Raw genomic sequence first — 20,763 nt, 5'->3', positions numbered from 1 at the left:
GCCTATTACGAGCTCAAACACGCCGAGCAGGATGCGGCAGCTGTGGCATCAGACAAGGCGTAAAGCGGCCTGACCATCGGTTTCGAGTTTAAGGGCTGCGTGCCAGAGTGGCGTCTTGTAAAATGTGCCGTCGTCCCAAATCCTCAGCCCCTCCCGATCTTCCCAAAGCAGGCCGAGCCAACACAGTGGCTGCAAGACGCAGAATTTCAGCGCAAACCGCATGTCGCTGTGCTCTGGATCGTAGCGGTCCTTTTCTTCCCACCCGTAAAGCGTTTTGAGAAGATGTGCTAAGGTACACCCTGCCCGCGCCTCGACGTTGATCACGTTCAGAAAGATGTCCCAGTTGCCCAAGGGGCCACCCCGGGCTTCGATCCGTTCATCATGGATGAAACGATAAAGATAAACCGGAGCGGTCAGATCAAAAAAGACGTCAGATGCTTCCGCCATCTCCCGTCCTTTCTTAGTCGCAACCAGCTTGCCCTTGTAACGACGAAGAAGCTTCAGATGACGCAGCAACCCATGCACCGGGAACAAAGGTGGCATTTTGTATTCATCCAGCACCTTGTTCATTTCGAATAACTCGGTGGCGGTGTAATCTGGCCATTCAAAGTGTTCCGCCGCCCAATGCACAAACTTGCGGTTGAAGGAGCCTGATTGCGTCAGCCCGATCCCGCCGGTTTCGTTGGCATAACGCAACGCAAGCGTCATCCCACGAACCAGCGAAGAGTGTTTCAGGACATCAGCATCTGAGTGAAGTTTGAGCGTCGGAAGCATGTCGCCACGCTATCCTCGACACCACAGACCCGCAATCCGCAAGGCTTTTCAGCCCTCCGATATTTGGGGTCTGCGGGCTGCAAAGCCTTGCTCCTGTCCCTCCCTGTGGTGACGTTTCTGCTTTGCGCAGCCAGTGACATTTCTGAATGGGATTTACAATAGATTGACGGGTAAGACGCTTATCATACAGCAAGCCAATTGCTGAAAATATCAATAAAACAATCCCCTATCGGCCAAACGTCATCGCCTTAACGCAAAAACGGGCGCTCTGTGGCGCCCGCTTTGATCTGTATTCTGTTAAGGCTTTAGAAAAATGCCTGCAGCCCGGTTTGTGCACGGCCCAGGATCAGCGCGTGGACGTCATGGGCGCCTTCATAGGTGTTGACCGTTTCCAGGTTCACCATGTGGCGGATCACACCGAATTCCAAGCTGATGCCGTTGCCGCCGTGCATGTCACGGGCGTGGCGCGCGATTTCCAGCGCTTTGCCGCAGTTGTTGCGTTTGACGATCGAAATCATCTCCGGCGCGGCTTCTGCTTTGTCCATCAGGCGGCCCACTTGCAGGCTGGCCTGAAGCCCCAGCGAAATCTCGGTCTGCATATCGGCCAGTTTTTTCTGGTACAGCTGCGTCTGCGCCAGCGGCTTTTTGAACTGGTGACGGTCAAGACCGTACTGACGTGCGGCGTGCCAGCAGAACTCAGCCGCGCCCAAGGCACCCCAGCTGATGCCGTAACGGGCACGGTTCAGACAGCCGAACGGACCTTTCAGGCCTTCGACATGTGGCAGCAGCGCGTCTTCGCCCACTTCCACGTTGTCCAACACGATCTCACCGGTGATCGAGGCACGCAGCGACATCTTGTTGGCGATCTTCGGCGCGCTGAGGCCCTTCATGCCTTTTTCCAGCACGAAACCGCGGATCTTGCCACCGTGGGCTTCGGATTTGGCCCAAACAACAAAGACATCGGCGATCGGGCTGTTGGAAATCCACATCTTGGAACCGGTCAGCACATAGCCGTTTTCGGTTTTCACAGCGCGGGTCTTCATGCCGGCCGGGTCCGAACCTGCGTCGGGTTCGGTCAGACCAAAACAGCCGATCCATTCGCCCGAGGCCAGTTTCGGCAGATACTTCTTGCGCTGTTCTTCCGAGCCATAGGCGTAGATCGGATACATCACCAGCGAGCTTTGCACCGACATCATCGAACGGTAGCCCGAGTCAACACGCTCGACTTCGCGGGCAACCAGGCCGTAGGCCACGTAACCTGCTGCAATTCCGCCGTATTCTTCGGGAATGGTCACGCCCAACAGGCCCATATCCCCCATTTCGCGGAAGATTTCCGGATCGGTTTCTTCGTTTTCAAAGGCCGACAGAACACGTGGCTGCAGCTTTTCCTGACAGTAAGCCTGAGCGCTGTCGCGGATCATCCGCTCATCTTCGGTCAGCTGCTGGTCCAGTTTAAACGGGTCGGCCCAATCAAAAGCCCCCAGATCGGGTTTATCTTTGGCGCGCAGTGCGGGACGATCGGTCATGTTGGACCTCCAATTCATGAGTTTTCATTACGATTGACGCAGGGATATACCGGGTTTAAGGCAGGATACAGCAATTCTTCCGCATTATGTCATGAGGAAAAGTCATAGATGCCTGCGCCGCGCCGTTACCTGCCCTCTGTTGCATCTCTGAGGGCGCTGGAAGCCCTGGACCGTCTGGGCAGCGCCACAGCGGTGGCCGATGAACTGTCTCAGACCCAAAGTGCGGTCAGCCGTCAGTTGCAGGCGTTGGAAACCCAACTGGGCACCACATTGATCGTGCGCGACCGCAAAATGATGAAGCTGACGCCCGCCGCCAGTGAATATGCCGCGACCATCCGCGACGCCTTGGAAATGATCGCCAAAGCTTCGCTTAAGGTGCAGGTCAATCCAGAGAGCGGATCGCTGAACTTGGCCATCCTGCCGACCTTTGGCATGCGCTGGCTGGTGCCGCGCCTGGCAGATTTCGCCAAGCGGCACCCTGAGATCACCATCAACATGTCGACCCGACTGAAACCGTTTAGCTTTACTGAAGAACCCTTTGATGCAGCGCTACATTTTGGCAATGGCGATTGGTCGGGATGTGAGGCGCTGCGGCTGAAACCTGAAAATGTCGTACCGGTTTGTGCGCCGGATTTGCTGGGGCAAACTGTGGTGGCCCATCCGCGCGATCTGCTCACCCTGCCCTTGCTGCATATCGAAACGCGGCCCTCCGCCTGGGCGCAGTGGTTTGAAAGCTACGGGGTTGAGGCGACGGGCGTGGCGGGGACGCTTTATGATCAGTTTTCTACCATCACACAGGCGGCCTTGCACGGGCTGGGAGTGGCGCTGCTGCCGGATTACCTGGTGGAGCAGGATCTGGCCTCCGGCCGCCTGGTGCATGCCTATGGTGGCGCTACCCGATCGCTGGGGTCATATTTTCTGGTCTGGCCGGTGGAGAAATCACAGGACAGATCGTTGCAAACTTTCCGCGATTGGCTGGCCACGCAGGCCGAGGATGAAGATGCTTTGCCGCGCTAAGGTGGGCATAAAGAAGGGGGCGTAACGCCCCCTGCCCTAATGATCTTTCGGATTTAGCCGAGTGCGTATCCCGCACCACGCACGGTGCGCAGCGGGTCCGATCCACCCTGACGGGTCAGCGCTTTGCGCAGCCGGCCGATGTGAACATCCACGGTGCGGGTGTCGACGTAGATGTCACGGCCCCAGACGCGATCCAACAGCTGTTCGCGGCTCCAGACGCGGCCCGGTTTTTCCATGAAGGTCGACAGTAAACGAAACTCGGTCGGGCCCAGTTTCAACGGATCGCCGCCACGGGTCACCCGGTGGGTTTCGGCGTCTAGCACGATATCTTCGTATTCCAGCCGCTCGCCCACAGTGGCAGGTCGGGTGCGGCGCAACTGGGCGCGCACACGGGCCATCAATTCAACCAGCGAATAGGGTTTGACCACATAGTCATCCGCGCCGGTTTCCAGACCGCGCACCTTATCCACCTCTTCGGATCGCGCCGACAGCATAATGATCGGCACACCGCGGGTTTCATTGCGGGTTTTCAACTGGCGGCAAACTTCAATCCCCGAAACCGAGGGCAGCATCCAATCCAGCACGATGATGTCAGGGTTTTCTTCGGCCACCGACATCAGGGCATCTTCGCCATTTTCGGCCTTCACCACGCGGAAGCCTTCGGCCTCCAGGTTATAGGCCAGCACTTCGCGCTGCGCCGGCTCATCCTCAACCACAAGGACGGTGGGTTGACTGGCAGCCATGGCTTAGACCTCACCCAGATCCGCATCAAAGGAGGTTTTATCCCCCTTGGGGCGGCTTTCGTCAGGCAAAGTGCATTCGACCAGATAGACCACCTGTTCCGCGATGGAGGTCACATGATCGCCCATCCGTTCGGTGTTTTTGGCGATGAAGTGCAGGTGCATACAGGCGGTGATGTTGCGCGGATCTTCCATCATGAAGGTCAGGAATTCACGGAACAGGGCGTTGTACATCTGATCCACATCTTCGTCGCGGGCAATCACATCGCGGGCCAGATCGGCATCCCGCTGGATATAGGCGTCCAGCGCGTCCTTCAGCATCAGCTGCACCTCGCGCGCCATGCGGCGGATCGCGGTGTGGCTGCCGTTGATCGGTGCCATCTGCACCAGAACGCCAGTGCGCTTGGCCATGTTTTTGGCGTAGTCACCGATACGTTCCAGGTTGCCCGAGATTTTCATCACCGACAGGATCACCCGCAGGTCAGACGCGGTCGGCGCCCGTAGCGCGATGATCTGCGCCGCGCCTTCGTTGATCTGGTTTTCCAGAGCATCGATGGCTTTGTCGCTGTTGCGCACCTTTTCGGCCGCTTCTTCATCGCGGTCGTTCAGGCTTTGTGCGGCTTTCAGGATGGCCTCTTCGACAAGGCCGCCCATCTTCATGATCTGCGCCTGAATGCTTTCCAGATCGCGGTCGAATGAGGTGACGATATGGCTTTCGTCTAGAATGGTGTCGCTGTTCATGGTCTGGTTTCCTTAGCCGATACGGCCAGTGATATAGCTTTCGGTGCGGGGATCTTGCGGGTTGGTGAAGATCTGACCGGTGTCACCAAACTCAACCAGATTGCCCAAGTGGAAGAAGGCGGTTTTCTGGCTGACACGCGCCGCCTGCTGCATCGAGTGGGTCACGATGACCACCGCGAATTTGTGGCGCAGCTCGTCGATCAGCTCTTCGACCTGTGCGGTTGCAATCGGATCCAGCGCCGAACAGGGTTCATCCATCAACAGTACCTCAGGTTCGGTGGCCACGGCGCGTGCAATGCACAGACGCTGCTGCTGACCGCCCGACAGGCCAGTGCCCGGCGCATGCAGGCGATCCTTGACCTCATCCCAGATTGCGCCGCGACGCAGGGACTTTTCCACGATCACATCCAGATCTGCCTTGGTGCGGGCCAACCCGTGGATCCGCGGACCGTAGGCGATGTTGTCATAGATCGACTTGGGGAACGGGTTCGGCTTCTGGAACACCATGCCCACCTTGGCGCGCAGCTGCACCGGATCGACGCGCTTGTCGTAGATGTCTTCGCCGTCCAGCAGGATGTCACCGGTGACCCGGCAAATGTCGATGGTGTCATTCATCCGGTTCAGGCAGCGCAGGAAGGTCGACTTGCCGCAACCCGACGGCCCGATAAAGGCGGTGACGGTTTTGGCCGGAATGTCGATCGAGACATCTTTGATCGCGTGGGTGTCGCCGTAATGGACCTGAACGTCCTTAGCGGCGATTTTGGTTTCTTTCTGGTCCACAGAGGCCTCCAGAGCGGGTGAGTCATACATGGCGATGATCCCTTTCTCGCAAGTCTTACCAGCGACGTTCGAACCGGCGGCGCAGGATCACCGCAATCGTGTTCATGGTCACAAGGAAAATCAATAGAATGATGATGCCGCCCCAGGCGCGTTCGTAAAACGCAGGCTCAGCACGTTTGGCCCATTCATAGATCTGGGCCGGCATGGCGGAGTTTGGCGACAGCAGGCCAGCGCTGATGCTGTCCGGCGCATTTGACGCGATGAAACCGATCATCCCGATCAACAGCAGCGGTGCGGTTTCGCCCAAGGCCTGCGCCAGACCAATGATCGTACCGGTCAGAATGCCCGGTGCGGCCAGGGGCAGAACGTGGTGGAACACCGACTGCATCTTGGAGGCGCCAAGCCCCAGCGCCGCGTCACGGATCGACGGTGGTACGGCCTTCAGCGAGGCCCGCGTCGAGATGATGATCGTCGGCAAGGTCATCAGCGTCAGCACAAGGCCCCCCACCAGCGGTGCGGATTGCGGCAAGTGCATGTAGTTGATGAAAACCGCAAGACCAAGGATACCAAAGACGATCGAGGGCACCGCAGCCAGGTTTGAGATGTTCACCTCAATCAGATCGGTGATCCAGTTTTTCGGAGCAAACTCTTCCAGATAGATCGAGGCGGCCACCCCAATCGGCAGGGCCAGCAGAAGCACCACCAGCATCATGAAGAAGCTGCCCATCATCGCCACACCGATGCCGGCCGCTTCGGGACGTTGGTCCGAGGCATCGGCACCGATGATGAAATCGATGTTGAAGGTTTTCTTGACCACACCCGCCGCAACCATCATGTCGACGAAATCCAGCTGAGCGGCTGAGATTTTCTTGTCATTGGCGATGCTTTCGCGGGTCACGCGGCCCTTCAGGTAGCCATCGACACGGCTGTTTGCGAGGAAGGTGAACTCCACCGTAGTGCCGATCCGGCTAGGATCTTCCAGCACGTGGTTGCGCAGGTCAGCTGCCGCAGACTTCGACAGGATTGCCGCCATGTCTTTGGACTTCAGACCGGTTTCCAGCTCCAGCTCAGCAACCTTTTCCTCAAAGGCGGTTTTCAGCAACGGGGCATAGCCGAAGGTTGAGACTTTCTTGATATCCTCAAGATTACGCTCACCTTTTTTGTCCAGCTTGCTTTCCAGCAGCTCCACATTCAGCGTGACAAATGTCTGCTGAAAGGCGCCCAGACCGTTGCTCAGGATGGTGCCGATCAGCACCAGCAGCACCAGCAGGCCTGCGGTGATGGCGGCGATGCCGTAGGCTTTGAACCGGCGCTCCGCGGCGTTGCGCTTTTTGGTGCGCGCATCCACCGTGTGGATCGAGGTTTTCGGCGCGTTTTGCGGGGTTTGCGAAACGTCGGTCATTCGTACTGTTCCCGGTATTTGCGCACGATGTAGAGCGCGAGGACATTGAGGCCGAGGGTCAGCACGAAGAGCGTCAGACCCAGTGCAAAGGCAACCAGCGTTTCAGGTGAGGCGAAATCGCCATCCCCGGTCAGCTGGCTGACGATACGGGTGGTGATGGTGGTCAGCGCGTCCAGCGGGTTGGTGGACAGACGGGCAATGGCCCCTGCCCCCAGCACCACAATCATGGTTTCGCCAATCGCGCGGCTGGCGGCCAGCAGGATCGCACCAACGATGCCGGGCAAGGCCGCAGGCAGCACCACCTGGCGGATGGTTTCGGATTTGGTTGCGCCCAGCCCGTAGGAGCCATCGCGCAGCGACTGCGGCACGGCGTTGATGATGTCATCACTCAGCGAGCTGACGAAGGGGATCAGCATGATGCCCATGACGATGCCAGCGGTGGCAACTGAACGGGCGTCAGTCATCCAGTTGACGCCAAGAACCCCGCCGTCACCAAACATGCGCAGCAGAAACGGGCCGAAAGTCACCAGCGCGAAGAGGCCGTAGACGATGGTCGGGATGCCTGCCAGGATTTCTAGCAGCGGTTTGGCAAAGCCACGCACCGCTTTCGATGCGTATTCTGACAGATAGATCGCCGCGAACAACCCGATCGGAACCGCCACAAACAACGCCACCACCGAGATGTAAAGCGTGCCCCAGAGCAGCGGGAAAATCGCCAGTTCCGAGTCACCTCGGAAGTTCGGGGCCCAGACCGTGCCGAAGAAGAAATCTTTCCAGTCGTGTAGACCAAAGAAGTTCACCGTTTCAAACAACATCGACAGAACGATGCCTACGGTGGTCAGGATCGCCAGCGATGCCGCGCCGATCAGCAGCGCCAGCACAGCGCGCTCCACGATGTTGCGGGCGCGATATTCGTGATGGGTGCGCGCATAGGAGCGGCCAAAGCCGACAATCGCGATTAACAACACGATGATCATCATCGCATTGCTACCGGTGATCGACATGGCGCGGTAGTCCTGCGCGGCCTTCAAAATTGCGGGCTGCACGTCGCTGCCAAGGGCAACACCAACCTCCGCCAAAAGCGCGCGGATGTCAGTTTGCGTGGCGTCCAATGCGCGGATCTCTGCCAGCGTTACAGCGCCGCTTTCACGCGCGATTTCTAGACCTTCGGCGACGCGCTTCACGTCGCTCATCACCAGATCACGGCTGGAGCCTTCGGCGATGACCTCAGCCGGGATCGCGCTGGAAACGGCGGAGTTGATCACCATCGGCTGGATCAGCACCCAGGCGCCAAGAACCACGGCGGAGGGGATCAAAGCGCTCAGGAGCACGTTCATCCCGTAGAAATTCGGAAGAGAATGCAGCAACCGGCTGTCGCCGCCTGCAGAGGCAAGGGCGCGTTGGCGCCCAAGGAAGTAGCCGATCACTGATAGACCGAGCAGGATCAAGACAAGCCAGGAAACGGGCCAAGTAGCAGGCATGGTCTCTCCGAGTGTGTTGGGTTTGGAAATTATTGGGGGCCGCGTAAATCACGCAGCCCCCGTTGTCTTGTCAGCCAGGGGGCTGATTACATGTTGGCGCCCAGAACCTGCTCGTCAGCAACGGCTGCCTGGGTGTCGGCCAGCTCAGGATCGGCAACCAGACCGTATTCGGCCAGCGGGCCGTCAGGGCCGGCGATCTCATCAGCGATGAAGAACTCAGCATATTCTTTCAGGCCGGGGATCACGCCGATGTGGGCTTTCTTCACGTAGAAGTACAGCGGGCGCGATACCGGGTATTCGCCGGTTGCGATCGATTCAGTCGAAGGAACGATGCCCGACATGGTCGCAACGGTCAGCTTGTCGGTGTTGTTCTCGTAGAACGACAGGCCGAAGACGCCGATGCCGTCTTTGTTGCTTTCGATCGAGGCCAGAGTCTCGGTGTAGTCGCCGTCGATGTCAACCGAAACGCCATCGGTACGCAGAGCGATACAGGCTTTCTCAGCTGCTTTTTTCTTGGCTTTTTCGCTGTCGCCCTCGGCGCCGGCCAGGAAGGCGTCGAATGCGCCGGTGGCTTCGCAGCCGGCCAGGATCACTTTGTCTTCGAACACTTCACGGGTGCCGTGCTTGGTGCCCGGGATGTAAGCGGCCAGAGCCTGAGCCGGGAAGTTGGCGTTTACGTCAGCCCAGGTTTTGTTCGGGTTGTCGACCAGCGCGCCGTCGACCAGAACTTTGTCGGACAGGGCCAGGAACCAATCGGTCGGGGTGAATTCGAATTTTTCGCCAGCGATGTCCGAGGCGAAGACGATGCCGTCATAGCCGATGCGCACTTCGATGATGTCGGTCACACCGTTTTCGGCGCAGGCTTTGATCTCTTTGTCTTTGATCTTGCGCGATGCGTTGGCAACATCAACGGTGTTTTCGCCAACACCTTCGCAGAAGCGCTTCAGGCCAGCCGAGGAGCCGCCCGATTCAACAACGGGGGTCGGGAAGTCGAAGTTTTCACCGAAGGCTTCTGCAACGATCGAAGCGTAAGGCAGAACGGTGGAAGAACCGGCAACCTGCACCTGGTCACGAGCGGCAGCGGCGGTTGCGGATACGGCCGCGATGGCCAAGGTTGAGGCGGTCAGTTTCACGAACGACATAAAGAGACTCTCTCCTGATTTCAGTCTTGGGCCATCCCCACGACGGCCACTGAAAGGCGATCTAAGCGTCTTGCACGATGCTTTTGTGACGTGTGTGTAACAGGGATATGACAGATTAAGATTTTGCCGGAGCAAACTGTCATATAGGCGAAGCAAATATCTCTATATCGTTGAAATAGTTTGGTAAATTTTTATCAAGTGTCGCGCCCATCTTTTCTAGAAAGTGCAAAAAACTAGACAACTATTTCGATTGGTAGAGGGGATTTGTGACAGATGTCTGCGAAATATGTCATATTTGCTGCCTTACCGGCGTTCTGGTGAGGGAATTCCGAATCCAATATGACAGCTGACAACAGAAAACCGCGGCCTCCGGGGGGAAGCCGCGGTTTCTGGGGCGCTCAGACCAACAGTTGCAGGCCGAGGCAGTTGCGCCCCTCCCCTGACTGGGGGAACTGGGGGCGCTTAGCTTGAGGCGCCCATGGTCACTTCATTGGTTACCATGTCACGGGTGCTGGCCAGTTCAGGATCCGGCACCAGACCAAAGATGGTCAGGAAGCCACCGGGGCCCGACAGCTCATCCGACAGGACATTCTGGACATATTCCTTGAGGCCCGGGGTCAGCGCGATGTTGGCCTTCTTGACGTACATGAACAGTGGGCGCGACACGAGGTATTCGCCGGTTGCGATCACGTCAGCCGACGGGATAACGCCTTCAACAGTAGCGGCCTGCAGTTCACCGATGTTGGTTTCATAGAATGCCAGGCCCAGCAGCGCGATGCTGCCTTTGGCGCCGCGCATCTTGTCCAGGGTTTCGGTGCCGGTGACTTCCAGCTCCTCAACCGCTTTGCCTTCACGGGTAATCAGGCAGGCTTTGCCAGCGGCTTTGACGTCACCACCATTTTCGGCCAGCAGCAGGTCATAGGCGCCGGTGGCTTTGCAGCCCGCCAGCATCATCTTCTGGTCAAAAACTTCGCGGGTGCCGTGGCTGGAGGCCGGGATAAAGGTGCGGATGCCGAGGTCAGGCAGATCAGCATTTAACTCCGCCCAGGAGGTGTAGGGGTTTTCAACCAGTGCACCGTCGACCAGCACACGTGCGGCCAGGGCCTGATACCAATCGGCCGGAACGAAGTTGAAGGACGGGCCTTTCTTGGCGCTGGCGAAAACCAGACCGTCATAGCCGATGCGCACTTCGATGATGTCAGTCACACCATTTTCGGCACAGGCTTTGATTTCCTTGGCTTTGATTTTGCGCGATGCGGTTGCGATATCCAGTGTATCAGCGCCAACACCTTCGCAGAACCGTTTCAGACCCTTGGAGGAGCCGATCGATTCAACATTGGGGTAACCAAAGTCGTGGTTTTCAACGAACGTGTCGCCGGACATCATGGCGTAGGGAAATACAGTGGAGGAGCCGGCCACTTCGACCGGTTCAGCCAGCGCGGCGGTAGCCGCAATTGCAGTGAACATCGCCGTGGCGGCGGTGAGCCTCTTGAGAGACATGAACTTCTCCTGCTTGGGGTCGGCGGCAAATGGAGGAGCCGACAGGGTACACACTCCGCTCCCCGGAATGAGGAACGGTCGCAGGGCAAAACGGCTTAACTATTGGGCAGTTTAGTAAAAATACGGTATATACATATCTCTGGTAGAATGTATTTTCCGGCCTCGCTTATAGGGGCGAATTACCCTTCCATAGGTAGCAAAACTGAGAAGGTGCTCCCTTCGCCGGGCGTGCTCTGGATCTTGAACCGGCCGCGATGGCGATTGACGATATGTTTCACGATCGCCAACCCCAGACCGGTGCCGCCCATCTCACGCGAGCGGTGACTGTCGATGCGGTAAAACCGCTCTGTCAGGCGCGGCAGATGCACCGCCTCAATCCCCGGGCCGCGGTCAATCACATCCACACGCACGCCAGCCTGCCGCAGCACCGGATCACGGGGGCTTTCGCTAAGCTGCAGGGTGACGGTGTTGTCCCGGCCACCATATTTGATCGCGTTTTCGATCAGGTTGGTGAAGATCTGGCGCAGCTGGTCGCTGTCACCGGGCATGGTCACGGGTTGGTCGGGCAAGTGCCAGTCAACGGTGACATTGGCTGCATCCGCAACCGGGCTCAGCCCCTCCACTGTTTCGGCCAGCAGGTGCCCCAGATCGACATTTTGTGACGGCCGCAACCGCGCCTCGGCCTCGACCTGGCTGAGACTCAAGAGGTCACTGACAAGCCGGTTCATTCGACTGGCCTCATCCCCCATAATCGACAGAAAGCGATCGCGCGCTTTGGCGTCTTCGGCTGCGGGGCCTTGCAGCGTTTCGATAAACCCGATCAGCGCGGTCAAAGGCGTGCGCAGCTCATGGCTGACATTGGCCACGAAATCGCGCCGCATCTGGCCGATGGCTTCGGCCTGGCTGATATCTTCAAAACTGACCAGAACCCCCTGTACATCGCGCAGATCGACGTAGCCGCAGTTGACCTTATAGGTCAGCTCATTTTGCACATCGCGGCCCAGATACCGCGCCTCTTGGGTGCTGCGATTGAGGTCACAGCGTTCAATCGCCTCCAGCACCGAAGGTTGGCGGATCACCGTGATCAGATGGCGACCGCTTAAACCGCCCCCCAGAAGCGCCTCAGCCTTGGCATTGGCGCCGATGATCCGTTCACTTCCGGTCACCAACAGCGCCGGTTGCGGCACTGCCGACAGCAGCGCATGGGCGGCGCTGAACTGGGGATCTTGGGACATGGTGGTTTCCTCAGGCGCAGATCACATCAGGGCGATGCTGCGGTTTCTGTCAGACCGGTTTCAATTCCGCGCGGAACCGGCGCATGTTCAGCTGATAGCCAAGCGCGGAGTGTTTCAGCCCTTCGATCGCTTTGTCGTCCAGCTGACGCACCACCTTGCCCGGTGCCCCCATGACAAGCGAGCCGTCCGGAATTTCCTTGCCTTCGGTGATCAGGGCCCCTGCCCCAATCAGGCAGTTCTTGCCGATCTTGGCGCCGTTCAGCACGGTTGCCCCCATGCCGATCAGGGAATTGTCGCCGATCGTGCAGCCATGCAGCATCGCCTTATGCCCGATGGTGCAGCCCTGACCAATGATCAGCGGGAACCCCATATCGGTGTGCATCACCGTGTTTTCCTGCACATTGCTGCCAGCACCGATGCGGATCTCTTCGTTGTCACCGCGCAGGGTGCAGCCGAACCAGATCGATGTCGCGGTTTCCAACACCACATTGCCGATCACATTGGCATCCGGCGCAATCCAGAAATCGCCATCCTCCGGCGTTTTCGGCGTGATGTCATTCAGAGCGTAGAGCGTCATTGGATGTCCTCAAATTCAGCCTGAAGCGTGCGCACATGCTCCATCAGGGCGGGTTGCTGCAGGCGGCGCAGGCGGGTGGCGCTGACAATGGTGGTCAGCTCCTGAGCGGTTTTGTCCAGATCATCATTGACCAGCACATAGTCATAGCTGCCCCAATGGCTGATCTCATCCCAGCTTTTCTGCATCCGCTTGGCGATCACCTCATCGCTGTCCTGACCACGGCTAACCAGCCGGCGATGCAGCTCTTTGATCGAGGGCGGCAGGATAAAGACCGAAAGCGTATGCGCGCCAAGGGCCGAGTTGCGGATTTGTTGGGCACCCTGCCAGTCGATGTCAAACAACACATCTTCGCCACCATCAATGGCGGTCTGAACCGGCCCTTTGGGTGAGCCGTAGAAGTTGCCGAAGACATGGGCATGTTCCAGCATCTCACCCTCAGCCACATCACGTTTGAAGTGGTCTTCGGTCAGGAAGTGGTAATGCACACCATCCTCTTCGCCGGGACGCGGCTGACGGGTGGTGGCTGAGACGGAAAACCGGATGGTCGGATCCCAGTCGCGCAGCTTGCGCGTCAGGGTCGATTTGCCCGCGCCCGAGGGCGAGGACAGAATGATCAACAGGCCGCGGCGGGAGGTGGATGCGGTCATGGTCTTGGGTTACTCCACATTCTGTACTTGTTCACGCATTTGGTCGATCACGGTTTTGAGGTCCAGACCAATGCGCGTCAACGCGGTATTTTGCGATTTCGAACAGAGCGTGTTCGCCTCACGGTTAAATTCCTGCATCAGGAAGTCCAGCTTGCGGCCCACCGGTTTGCGTTCCTGCAAAAGACCGCGCGCCGCGCCGATATGGGCGTGCAGCCGGTCCAATTCTTCGGTCACGTCAGATTTCACCGCAACCAGCGCCATTTCCTGCGCCAGGCGGTCCTCATCCATCGTATCAACATTCTGCATCACCCGCGCTAGCGCGGCGCGCAGCGCTTCTTCCATCGCCTCTTTGCGATTGCCGATCGCCGCTTCTGCCTGACCGACCAGCGTTTCGATCTCATCCACGGTGCGTGTCAGCACCTCATGCAGGGCACGCCCTTCGTTGCCGCGCATGTCCAGGAATTGCTGCAATACCGGCTCAAACCCTTGCAACACGGCCGCACCAAGCGCTTTGGTCTCTTCCTCGCTGGAGCCCTGTTCCATCACGCCGCGCAGGTTCATCAGATCCACGGCGGTCACCGGGGCCAGTGCGACGCCATTCGCCTCCGCACGGGCGGTGACGGTGGCCATCGCCTCCAGCATAGAGTCGAGCGCCGCGCCGTTCAGGGACAGGCTGCCGCCGCTGTCTTCGCGCTGCACCTTCAGCGACAGGGTGACATTGCCACGCCCCATCGCCTTGCCCAGCCGGGCGCGCAGCGTGGTTTCCAACCCTTCGATCCAATCCGGCACCCGAAGGCGCAGATCGAGCCCCTTGGCATTGACCGAGCGGATTTCCCAAGTCCAGCTGTAAGGGGCCAGTTCCCCTTTGCCAGATGCAAAGCCTGTCATTGATTGCAGCACGTTGTCCTCCGTGGTTGCGCGCATTGATATGGTCACAGCCTGCGCTGCGCAGCAAGGGAGAATACCACTGAGGTGCCTGTCGCCGGGGATCAGACCGTGTGACACTACCCGATCTTTGTAACAGTTCGGTTAACCAATCGAACGGAATTTCGGCGAATTTGAAATAACTCGTGGCATATTAAGGTATCGGTAACCTTTGCTGCCTTAGGGTTTTCTTAACCGCTTTTGGAGGCCGAGGCCCATCTGTTGTTTGGACGAGAGTGATGAGGCGGTTTTATGTTTGAGATGGATCACCACGGCCCCGCAGCGCAGGCGGAGCAGAAAGATAACGTTATCGAAATGTCGCCCTTCCTGTCGGATCGCCGCTTTCCTGAGATTGCTGAGATTGACGCTTATTGGCAGGGCAAACGGGCTGGTCGGGTGATGCCTGCCCGGGCAGATATTGATCCTCGCGGGATTGAGGGGGCGCTGGCCCATTCCTTTATTCTGGAGCGGATTGCACCCGGCATGACGCGGCTGCGGTTGGCAGGGCAAATCTTCAATGATCTTCAAGGGATGGAGGTGCGCGGCATGCCGTTTGGCAGCCTGTTTGCCCCGCATTACCGCAAAGAGATTGATGAACTGGCCGAGGCAGTTTGCGCAAAACCGGGTATCGCTCAGATGACACTCAGCGCCGAACGGGGCCGTGGCAAGCCCCTGCTTGAGGGGCGAATGACCCTCTGGCCGCTGAGTGATGACCGCGGGCACAGCACCCGCATTCTTGGCACGATGTCCTATAAAGGTGTCATCGGTGAGACGCCGCGGCATTTCCAACTGGCCGGCCACCGGTTGCGGGTACTGTCAGGGCATTCCTTGCTGCCGGAACCCCAACAGGCGGTCGGATTTGCTGAGGCGAGCGCAGTCTTTGTGGCGCGCGAGCCTGTCCAAGACATGGCACAACCCATCAGGCCTCCGCATCTGAGGTTGGTGAAAACCGAAGGCTGAATGGTTAACGCCACCCTGAGAAAAACAAATGTGGCAAAAACGAAAAGCGCCCCGGCAATGGGGCGCTTTCGCTTTGCGTGAACTGATCTGTGACCTAGGGCTTAAACAGCCTTGGCGGGGCGATCTTCGCGCAGGGCCGACAGTTCCTCGGCCACCAGGAAGGCCAGCTCCAGAGACTGGCTTGCATTGAGGCGCGGGTCACAGGCGGTGTGGTAGCGATCTGACAGATCCTCTTCGGTGACTTCGCGCACGCCGCCGGTGCATTCGGTCACGTCCTGGCCGGTCATTTCGAAATGAACGCCCCCCGGAACCGTGCCTTCAGCGCGGTGGATCTGGAAGAATTCCTGAACCTCCTGCAGCACCGACTGGAACGGACGAGTCTTATAGCCGGTGGCCGATTTGATCGTATTGCCGTGCATCGCGTCACAGGTCCACAGAACCTTGGCACCTTCTTCTTCAACGGCACGAATCAGACGGGGCAGATGTTCACCCACTTTGCCGGCACCGAAACGGGCAATCAGGGTCAGTTTGCCCTCTTCGTTTTCCGGGTTCAGCTTCTGCATCAGGACCTTCAGATCCTCAGCGGTGGTGGTCGGGCCGCATTTCAGGCCAACCGGGTTCATCACACCACGGGCAAATTCAACATGGGCGCCATCGGGCTGACGGGTGCGGTCGCCAATCCAGATCATATGGCCCGAGCCTGCCAGCCACTTGCCAGAGGTGGAATCAAGACGGGTCAGCGCCTCTTCGTATTCCAGCAGCAGCGATTCATGGCTGGTGTAGAAATCCACGGTCTGCAGTGTGTGGGCGCGATCGCTGTCCACACCGGCAGCGCGCATGAAGTCCAGCGTGTCGCTGATGCGGTTGGCCATATCGCGGTATTTCGCAGCCTTTTCGCCCTCAGTGAAGCCCAGCGTCCACTGGTGCACCTGATGCACATCTGCATAACCACCGGTCGAGAAGGCGCGCAGCAGGTTCAAAGTTGCAGCAGCCTGGGTGTAGGCCTGCAGCATCTTTTTCGGATCGGGAATTCGGGCGGCGGAGGTAAAATCCAGCTCATTGATGATATCACCGCGGTAGCTGGGCAGTTCCACCCCATCGACGGTTTCGGTGGGTGCCGAACGGGGTTTGGCGAACTGGCCTGCCATCCGGCCGACCTTGACCACAGGTACTTTGGCACCATAGGTCAGCACCATCGCCATCTGCAGCATCACCTTGAAGGTGTCGCGGATGCCATTAGCCGAGAACTGATCAAAGCTTTCGGCGCAATCGCCACCCTGCAGCAGGAACGCCTCGCCGCGCGACGCCGCGCCCAGCTGGGCCTTCAGCTTGCGCGCTTCACCGGCAAAAACCAGCGGCGGATATTTCGACAGCTGCGCCTCAACCGCATTCAGAGCGGCGGCGTCAGTATAGTCAGGCATCTGGACCCGTGGCTTGCTGCGCCAGTCGGTTTTTTGCCAATCGTTCATTCTATCCTCCGATCGGGTATTTGGGCGTCGCCTTTCTATATCGAACAAGATCGGGGCTGACCATAAAGGAATTGTAAAAATGCGTGCGCTAACAGGTTCTATTGTTGTTCTAGCAGCGCGTTGTTAAGATTGAGCCATTCGATGTTTGCAACCTCTTGCACCCGGGGCGCAAACCTGTTTCTGTCGTTTCCTCTTTGGCAAGGATACGTCGATGGACCCAAACCGCATCTCGCGCTCTGCCCCTCCGGTCGGAGAGCACCCTAAAAAAGTTGTTTTTGTTCTTCTTGAGCAGTTCACGCTGCTGCCCTTTGCGGCGGCGCTCGATTGTCTGAGGATCGCGAATTACACCGCAGGCAAAGAGCTTTATCAATGGGAGTTACAGGGCGAAGGCGGTGAAACGGTCACCAGTTCATCTGGGGTTGCCTTTAATATGGACAGTGATCTGGGCGAATTGGGCCGTGAAGACCGGCTACTTTTGTGCGGTGGCGTTGATGTGCGTTCCAACACCTCAAAACGGCTGATTTCCTGGCTGCGGCGCGAAGCCCGGCGTGGCATCAGCGTCGGCAGCCTGTGTACTGGCGCCTATGCGCTGGCCAAATCTGGCCTGCTGGACGGCAAACGCGCCACCATTCATTGGGAACATCAAGACAGCTTTGAAGAAGAGTTTCTTGATGTTGAGCTGACCAAGTCGGTTTTTGTGGTGTCCGGCAACCGGATGACAGCGGCGGGCGGCACGGCTTCGCTGGATCTGATGCTGTCCCTGATTGCGGCCGACCATGGCGAGGAGCTGGCGAATGCGGTGGCGGATCAGTTGATCTATTCCTCGATCCGGACCGATCAGGATCCGTTACGCCTGTCGGTGCCCACCCGCATCGGGGTACGTCACCCGAAGCTGAGCCAGGTGATTCAGATGATGGAAGCCAATATCGAGGAGCTGATCAGCCCATCGCTGCTGGCCAAGGATGTTGGCATGTCGACCCGCCAGCTGGAGCGTTTGTTCCGCCGCTACCTGAACCGCTCCCCAAAACGCTATTATATGGAGCTACGCCTGCAGAAGGCGCGCAATCTGCTGATGCAGACGGATATGAGCGTGATCAACGTGGCGCTGGCCTGTGGCTTTGCCTCGCCTTCGCATTTTTCCAAATGCTATCGCTCGCATTACAACACCACCCCGTACCGGGAACGCGGCAGCCAGATGATGAAGGTCGAAGAATAAGGGATCGCGGGATCAGGGGCGCCACAAACGGTAAACGGCGCCATTTCCTTCGCTCAGAAACCAGATGGATCCATCAGGGGCTTCGCGCACGTCGCGGACCCTCTGGGTCTCATTTGTTTTTATCTGACTCACCTGGGTCAGACCTTTGCCGGCAACCTGTGCGATATAGTCAAACTTTAACGAGCCGACAAACAGATCGCCGCGCCATTCCGGGAACATTTCGCCCTCATAAACCATCATGCCAGAGGGCGCGATGGAGGGATCCCAATAGATCAGTGGTTGGCGCATGCCGCGTTTTTCTGTGCCCTCGCCGATCTTACGGCCATCGTAGTGGGTGCCGTAGGAAATGACCGGCCAGCCATAGTTGGCGCCTGCTTCAATCCAGTTCAACTCATCCCCGCCCTTGGCGCCATGTTCCGAGGACACCAGAGCCCCTTCACGGGTGAGAGTCAGACCCTGCGGGTTGCGATGGCCAAGGCTCCAGATCTCAGGCAGCGCGTTGCGGCGCATCTGAAACGGGTTGTCGCGCGGTACGGTGCCATCGACGCGCAGGCGGAGGATCTTGCCCCAATGGGAGCCAACATTTTGCGCTTCACGTGCTTCGCCCATGTCGCCAACTGTCAGGAACAGATGGCCATCCGCGGTTTTCACAATCCGACCGCCAAAGTGGCGCCCGTTCTGGTTTCCCCGCTGCAGTTGGAAAATGCGGAACACACGTTCGAGCCGGTCAGACCCTTCAGGCAGGATCGCGGTGGCCATGGCTGTGCCTGCGCCCCCCGGAACATCCGTAGTGTAGCTGAGGAAGATGCGGCGGGAGGAGCTGAAATCCTCAGCAGCGACCACATCCAGCAGGCCGCCCTGCCCGATCGCGGTGATATCCGGCAGCCCTTTGATCTGCTGACGCGTCCCATCCGGTGCAACTTGCCAGAGGGCACCATCACGTTCAGTGACCAGAAAACCGCCATCAGGCAAAAAGGCCAGCGACCAGGGCACGACGAAACCATCAGCTACCTTATCGATGTTGTACTCCACCGAACGGGCCGGTGTCGCAACGAGCATGACCCAGGCCAGCAACATCAGGCTGAACGAGACGAACCCGATCCCTAGGGGATGCGGCCGGGCCTTTGTCCGGGGTGTCGTCTCGCTCATCTCAGCATCTCGCAGCTTTGTTTCAATCGGGTCGAACATTCAGTGCGGGAAGGGGCCGTTGACTAAGTTTAGTACGCCCCGGCACTCTTTCAACAAACATTCTTATATCTGCCCTCGCGGAACTCAGAATTTGTGATCAAAAACCCCGTTCAAGGGTGCTTTTCTTTTCCAGAATCCGGAGATAGGGTCGAATCCGGACTTAAGTTCCAACTTGGGAGAAAATCATGAAAAAGTTTCTGATGGCTTCGGCCGCGACCGCGCTTATGGCTGGCGGCGCAATGGCAGATGACCACGCTGTTAAACTGGGTATCATCCTGGGCTTCACAGGCCCGATTGAATCGCTGACCCCTGCCATGGCAGGCGGCGCGGAACTGGCGATGAGCGAAGTTTCCGAAAGCGGCAAACTGCTGGGCGGCAAGACTGTCATGCCCGTACGCGCTGACTCGACCTGCATCGACTCAGGCGCTGCAACCGCAGCTGCAGAACGTCTGGTCACCTCGGACGGCGTCAAAGGTATCATGGGCGCTGACTGCTCGGGTGTTACCGGCGCAATCCTGTCGAACGTTGCACTGGCAAACGGCACTGTGATGATTTCGCCTTCGGCGACCTCGCCTGCCCTGTCCGCCGCTGAAGACAACGGCCTGTTCTTCCGCACCGCCCCGTCGGATGCGCGTCAGGGTCAGGTTCTGGCTGACGTGCTGATGGAAAAAGGCATCAGCGAAGTGGCTGTGACCTACACCAACAACGACTACGGTAAAGGTCTGGCGGACAGCTTCGCCGCGGCTTACGCAGCTGCTGGCGGCACCGTGACCACCACCACCGCCCACGAAGACGGCAAAGCTGATTACTCGGCTGAAGTTGGCGCGCTGGCTTCGGCCGGCGGCGACGCGCTGGTTGTTGCAGGCTATGTTGACCAGGGTGGCCCGGGCGTGATCCGTGCGGCACTGGACACCGGTGCATTTGACACCTTCGTTCTGCCCGACGGTATGATCGGCCCGAACCTGGAAACCACCTTCGGCGATGAAATCGAAGGCTCGATCGGCACCGCGCCGGGCAGCGACGCTGCAGACGCCTCGATGGTTGTTGAAAAAGTGGCCGCCACCGGTGTTGATGCTTCGGGCCCCTATGTGGGTGAAAGCTACGACGCTGCAGCGCTGATCATGCTGGCCATGCAGGCCGCAGGGTCGGTTGAGCCGGGCGACTACAAATCCAAAGTGGAAATGGTAGCCAACGCTCCGGGCGAAAAGATCTACCCGGGTGAACTGGCCAAAGGCCTGGAGATCCTGGCAGCTGGTGGTGACATCGACTATGTCGGCGCAACCGCGGTTGAGCTGATCGGCCCCGGTGAAGCCGCAGGCGGCTACCGTGAGATCGAAGTTCAGGGTGGCAAGCTGGAAACGGTTAAGTACCGCTAATCCTTTAGCTTTCCTGTAAAAATTCAGTCAGCCCGGCCCTGTGCCGGGCTGTGCTGCATCAACAGCGG

19 protein-coding genes are annotated in these 20,763 nt (G+C 58.5%); 4 read left to right on the top strand and 15 right to left on the bottom strand.

Annotated elements, in window-relative coordinates; genetic code table 11:
* Nucleotides 1–48: 48 nt before the first annotated feature.
* Together TL5118_RS07510 and TL5118_RS07505 are read right to left on the bottom strand one after the other, a co-directional pair.
* Complete coding sequence (locus tag TL5118_RS07510) at nt 49–774, bottom strand: hypothetical protein (protein WP_058242034.1); 726 nt, start codon at nt 772–774, stop codon at nt 49–51.
* A gap of 305 nt (nt 775–1,079) precedes the next feature.
* Nucleotides 1,080–2,300 carry an acyl-CoA dehydrogenase gene (locus tag TL5118_RS07505; protein WP_058242033.1) on the bottom strand — a complete coding sequence of 407 codons (1,221 nt, stop codon included), beginning with the start codon at nt 2,298–2,300 and terminating at the stop codon, nt 1,080–1,082.
* A 108-nt stretch (nt 2,301–2,408) separates the two neighbouring features.
* Here TL5118_RS07505 and TL5118_RS07500 point away from each other — a divergent pair, with 108 nt between their 5' ends.
* Nucleotides 2,409–3,317: a LysR family transcriptional regulator gene (locus TL5118_RS07500; RefSeq protein WP_058242032.1), complete on the top strand. Its 909-nt coding sequence runs from the start codon at nt 2,409–2,411 to the stop codon at nt 3,315–3,317.
* Nucleotides 3,318–3,370: 53 nt separating this feature from the next.
* Here the strand turns inward: TL5118_RS07500 and phoB are convergent, their stop codons facing one another.
* From phoB to TL5118_RS07445, 11 genes are all read right to left on the bottom strand, one after another.
* Nucleotides 3,371–4,060 (bottom strand): phosphate regulon transcriptional regulator PhoB, encoded by a 690-nt coding sequence (gene phoB, locus TL5118_RS07495; protein ID WP_058242031.1) that lies wholly within the window; start codon nt 4,058–4,060, stop codon nt 3,371–3,373.
* A 3-nt stretch (nt 4,061–4,063) separates the two neighbouring features.
* Nucleotides 4,064–4,798: a phosphate signaling complex protein PhoU gene (gene phoU / locus TL5118_RS07490; RefSeq protein WP_058242030.1), complete on the bottom strand. Its 735-nt coding sequence runs from the start codon at nt 4,796–4,798 to the stop codon at nt 4,064–4,066.
* Nucleotides 4,799–4,810: 12 nt separating this feature from the next.
* A complete protein-coding gene (pstB, locus tag TL5118_RS07485; protein WP_058242029.1) occupies nt 4,811–5,608 on the bottom strand; it encodes a phosphate ABC transporter ATP-binding protein PstB in 798 nt (265 codons plus the stop codon).
* 25 nt (nt 5,609–5,633) lie between these two features.
* Nucleotides 5,634–6,980 carry a phosphate ABC transporter permease PstA gene (gene pstA, locus TL5118_RS07480; RefSeq protein WP_058242028.1) on the bottom strand — a complete coding sequence of 449 codons (1,347 nt, stop codon included), beginning with the start codon at nt 6,978–6,980 and terminating at the stop codon, nt 5,634–5,636.
* Entirely contained in the window at nt 6,977–8,461 is a 1,485-nt protein-coding gene (pstC, locus tag TL5118_RS07475; RefSeq protein ID WP_058242027.1) for a phosphate ABC transporter permease subunit PstC, read from the bottom strand. The genes pstA and pstC overlap by 4 nt, the downstream gene beginning before the upstream one ends.
* 86 nt (nt 8,462–8,547) lie before the next feature.
* Nucleotides 8,548–9,603, bottom strand: a complete 1,056-nt coding sequence (locus TL5118_RS07470) for a substrate-binding domain-containing protein (RefSeq protein ID WP_058242026.1) — start codon at nt 9,601–9,603, stop codon at nt 8,548–8,550.
* 462 nt (nt 9,604–10,065) lie between these two features.
* Nucleotides 10,066–11,103 (bottom strand): substrate-binding domain-containing protein, encoded by a 1,038-nt coding sequence (locus TL5118_RS07465; protein WP_058242025.1) that lies wholly within the window; start codon nt 11,101–11,103, stop codon nt 10,066–10,068.
* A gap of 179 nt (nt 11,104–11,282) precedes the next feature.
* Nucleotides 11,283–12,338, bottom strand: coding sequence for a sensor histidine kinase (locus tag TL5118_RS07460; RefSeq protein WP_058242024.1), 1,056 nt, complete (start codon nt 12,336–12,338; stop codon nt 11,283–11,285).
* A gap of 49 nt (nt 12,339–12,387) precedes the next feature.
* A complete protein-coding gene (locus TL5118_RS07455) occupies nt 12,388–12,915 on the bottom strand; it encodes a gamma carbonic anhydrase family protein (protein ID WP_058242023.1) in 528 nt (175 codons plus the stop codon).
* A complete protein-coding gene (gene gmk, locus TL5118_RS07450; RefSeq protein ID WP_058242022.1) occupies nt 12,912–13,562 on the bottom strand; it encodes a guanylate kinase in 651 nt (216 codons plus the stop codon). Before gmk ends, TL5118_RS07455 begins: the two co-directional genes overlap by 4 nt.
* A 9-nt stretch (nt 13,563–13,571) precedes the next feature.
* Nucleotides 13,572–14,486, bottom strand: coding sequence for a YicC/YloC family endoribonuclease (locus TL5118_RS07445; protein ID WP_058242021.1), 915 nt, complete (start codon nt 14,484–14,486; stop codon nt 13,572–13,574).
* 252 nt (nt 14,487–14,738) lie between these two features.
* Between TL5118_RS07445 and TL5118_RS07440 the strand changes: the two genes are divergently transcribed.
* Nucleotides 14,739–15,446 (top strand): PAS domain-containing protein, encoded by a 708-nt coding sequence (locus tag TL5118_RS07440; protein ID WP_058242020.1) that lies wholly within the window; start codon nt 14,739–14,741, stop codon nt 15,444–15,446.
* Between the two features lie 101 nt (nt 15,447–15,547).
* On the opposite strand, the gene TL5118_RS07435 is transcribed toward TL5118_RS07440, so the two are convergent.
* Nucleotides 15,548–16,915 carry a class II 3-deoxy-7-phosphoheptulonate synthase gene (locus tag TL5118_RS07435; RefSeq protein WP_058242019.1) on the bottom strand — a complete coding sequence of 456 codons (1,368 nt, stop codon included), beginning with the start codon at nt 16,913–16,915 and terminating at the stop codon, nt 15,548–15,550.
* A gap of 211 nt (nt 16,916–17,126) precedes the next feature.
* Between TL5118_RS07435 and TL5118_RS07430 the strand changes: the two genes are divergently transcribed.
* A complete protein-coding gene (locus TL5118_RS07430) occupies nt 17,127–18,131 on the top strand; it encodes a GlxA family transcriptional regulator (RefSeq protein ID WP_058242018.1) in 1,005 nt (334 codons plus the stop codon).
* A gap of 12 nt (nt 18,132–18,143) precedes the next feature.
* Here the strand turns inward: TL5118_RS07430 and TL5118_RS07425 are convergent, their stop codons facing one another.
* A complete protein-coding gene (locus TL5118_RS07425; protein WP_058242093.1) occupies nt 18,144–19,280 on the bottom strand; it encodes a PQQ-dependent sugar dehydrogenase in 1,137 nt (378 codons plus the stop codon).
* A 224-nt stretch (nt 19,281–19,504) separates the two neighbouring features.
* On the opposite strand from TL5118_RS07425, the gene TL5118_RS07420 reads away from it, so the two are divergent.
* Entirely contained in the window at nt 19,505–20,695 is a 1,191-nt protein-coding gene (locus TL5118_RS07420; protein ID WP_058242017.1) for an ABC transporter substrate-binding protein, read from the top strand.
* Nucleotides 20,696–20,763: the final 68 nt, after the last annotated feature.

It is taken from the genome of Thalassovita autumnalis (assembly GCF_001458255.1).
GTDB lineage: Bacteria > Pseudomonadota > Alphaproteobacteria > Rhodobacterales > Rhodobacteraceae > Thalassobius > Thalassobius autumnalis.
Note: the sequence above shows the minus strand (reverse complement) of the source record. Positions and strands in the feature narration are given on the sequence as shown.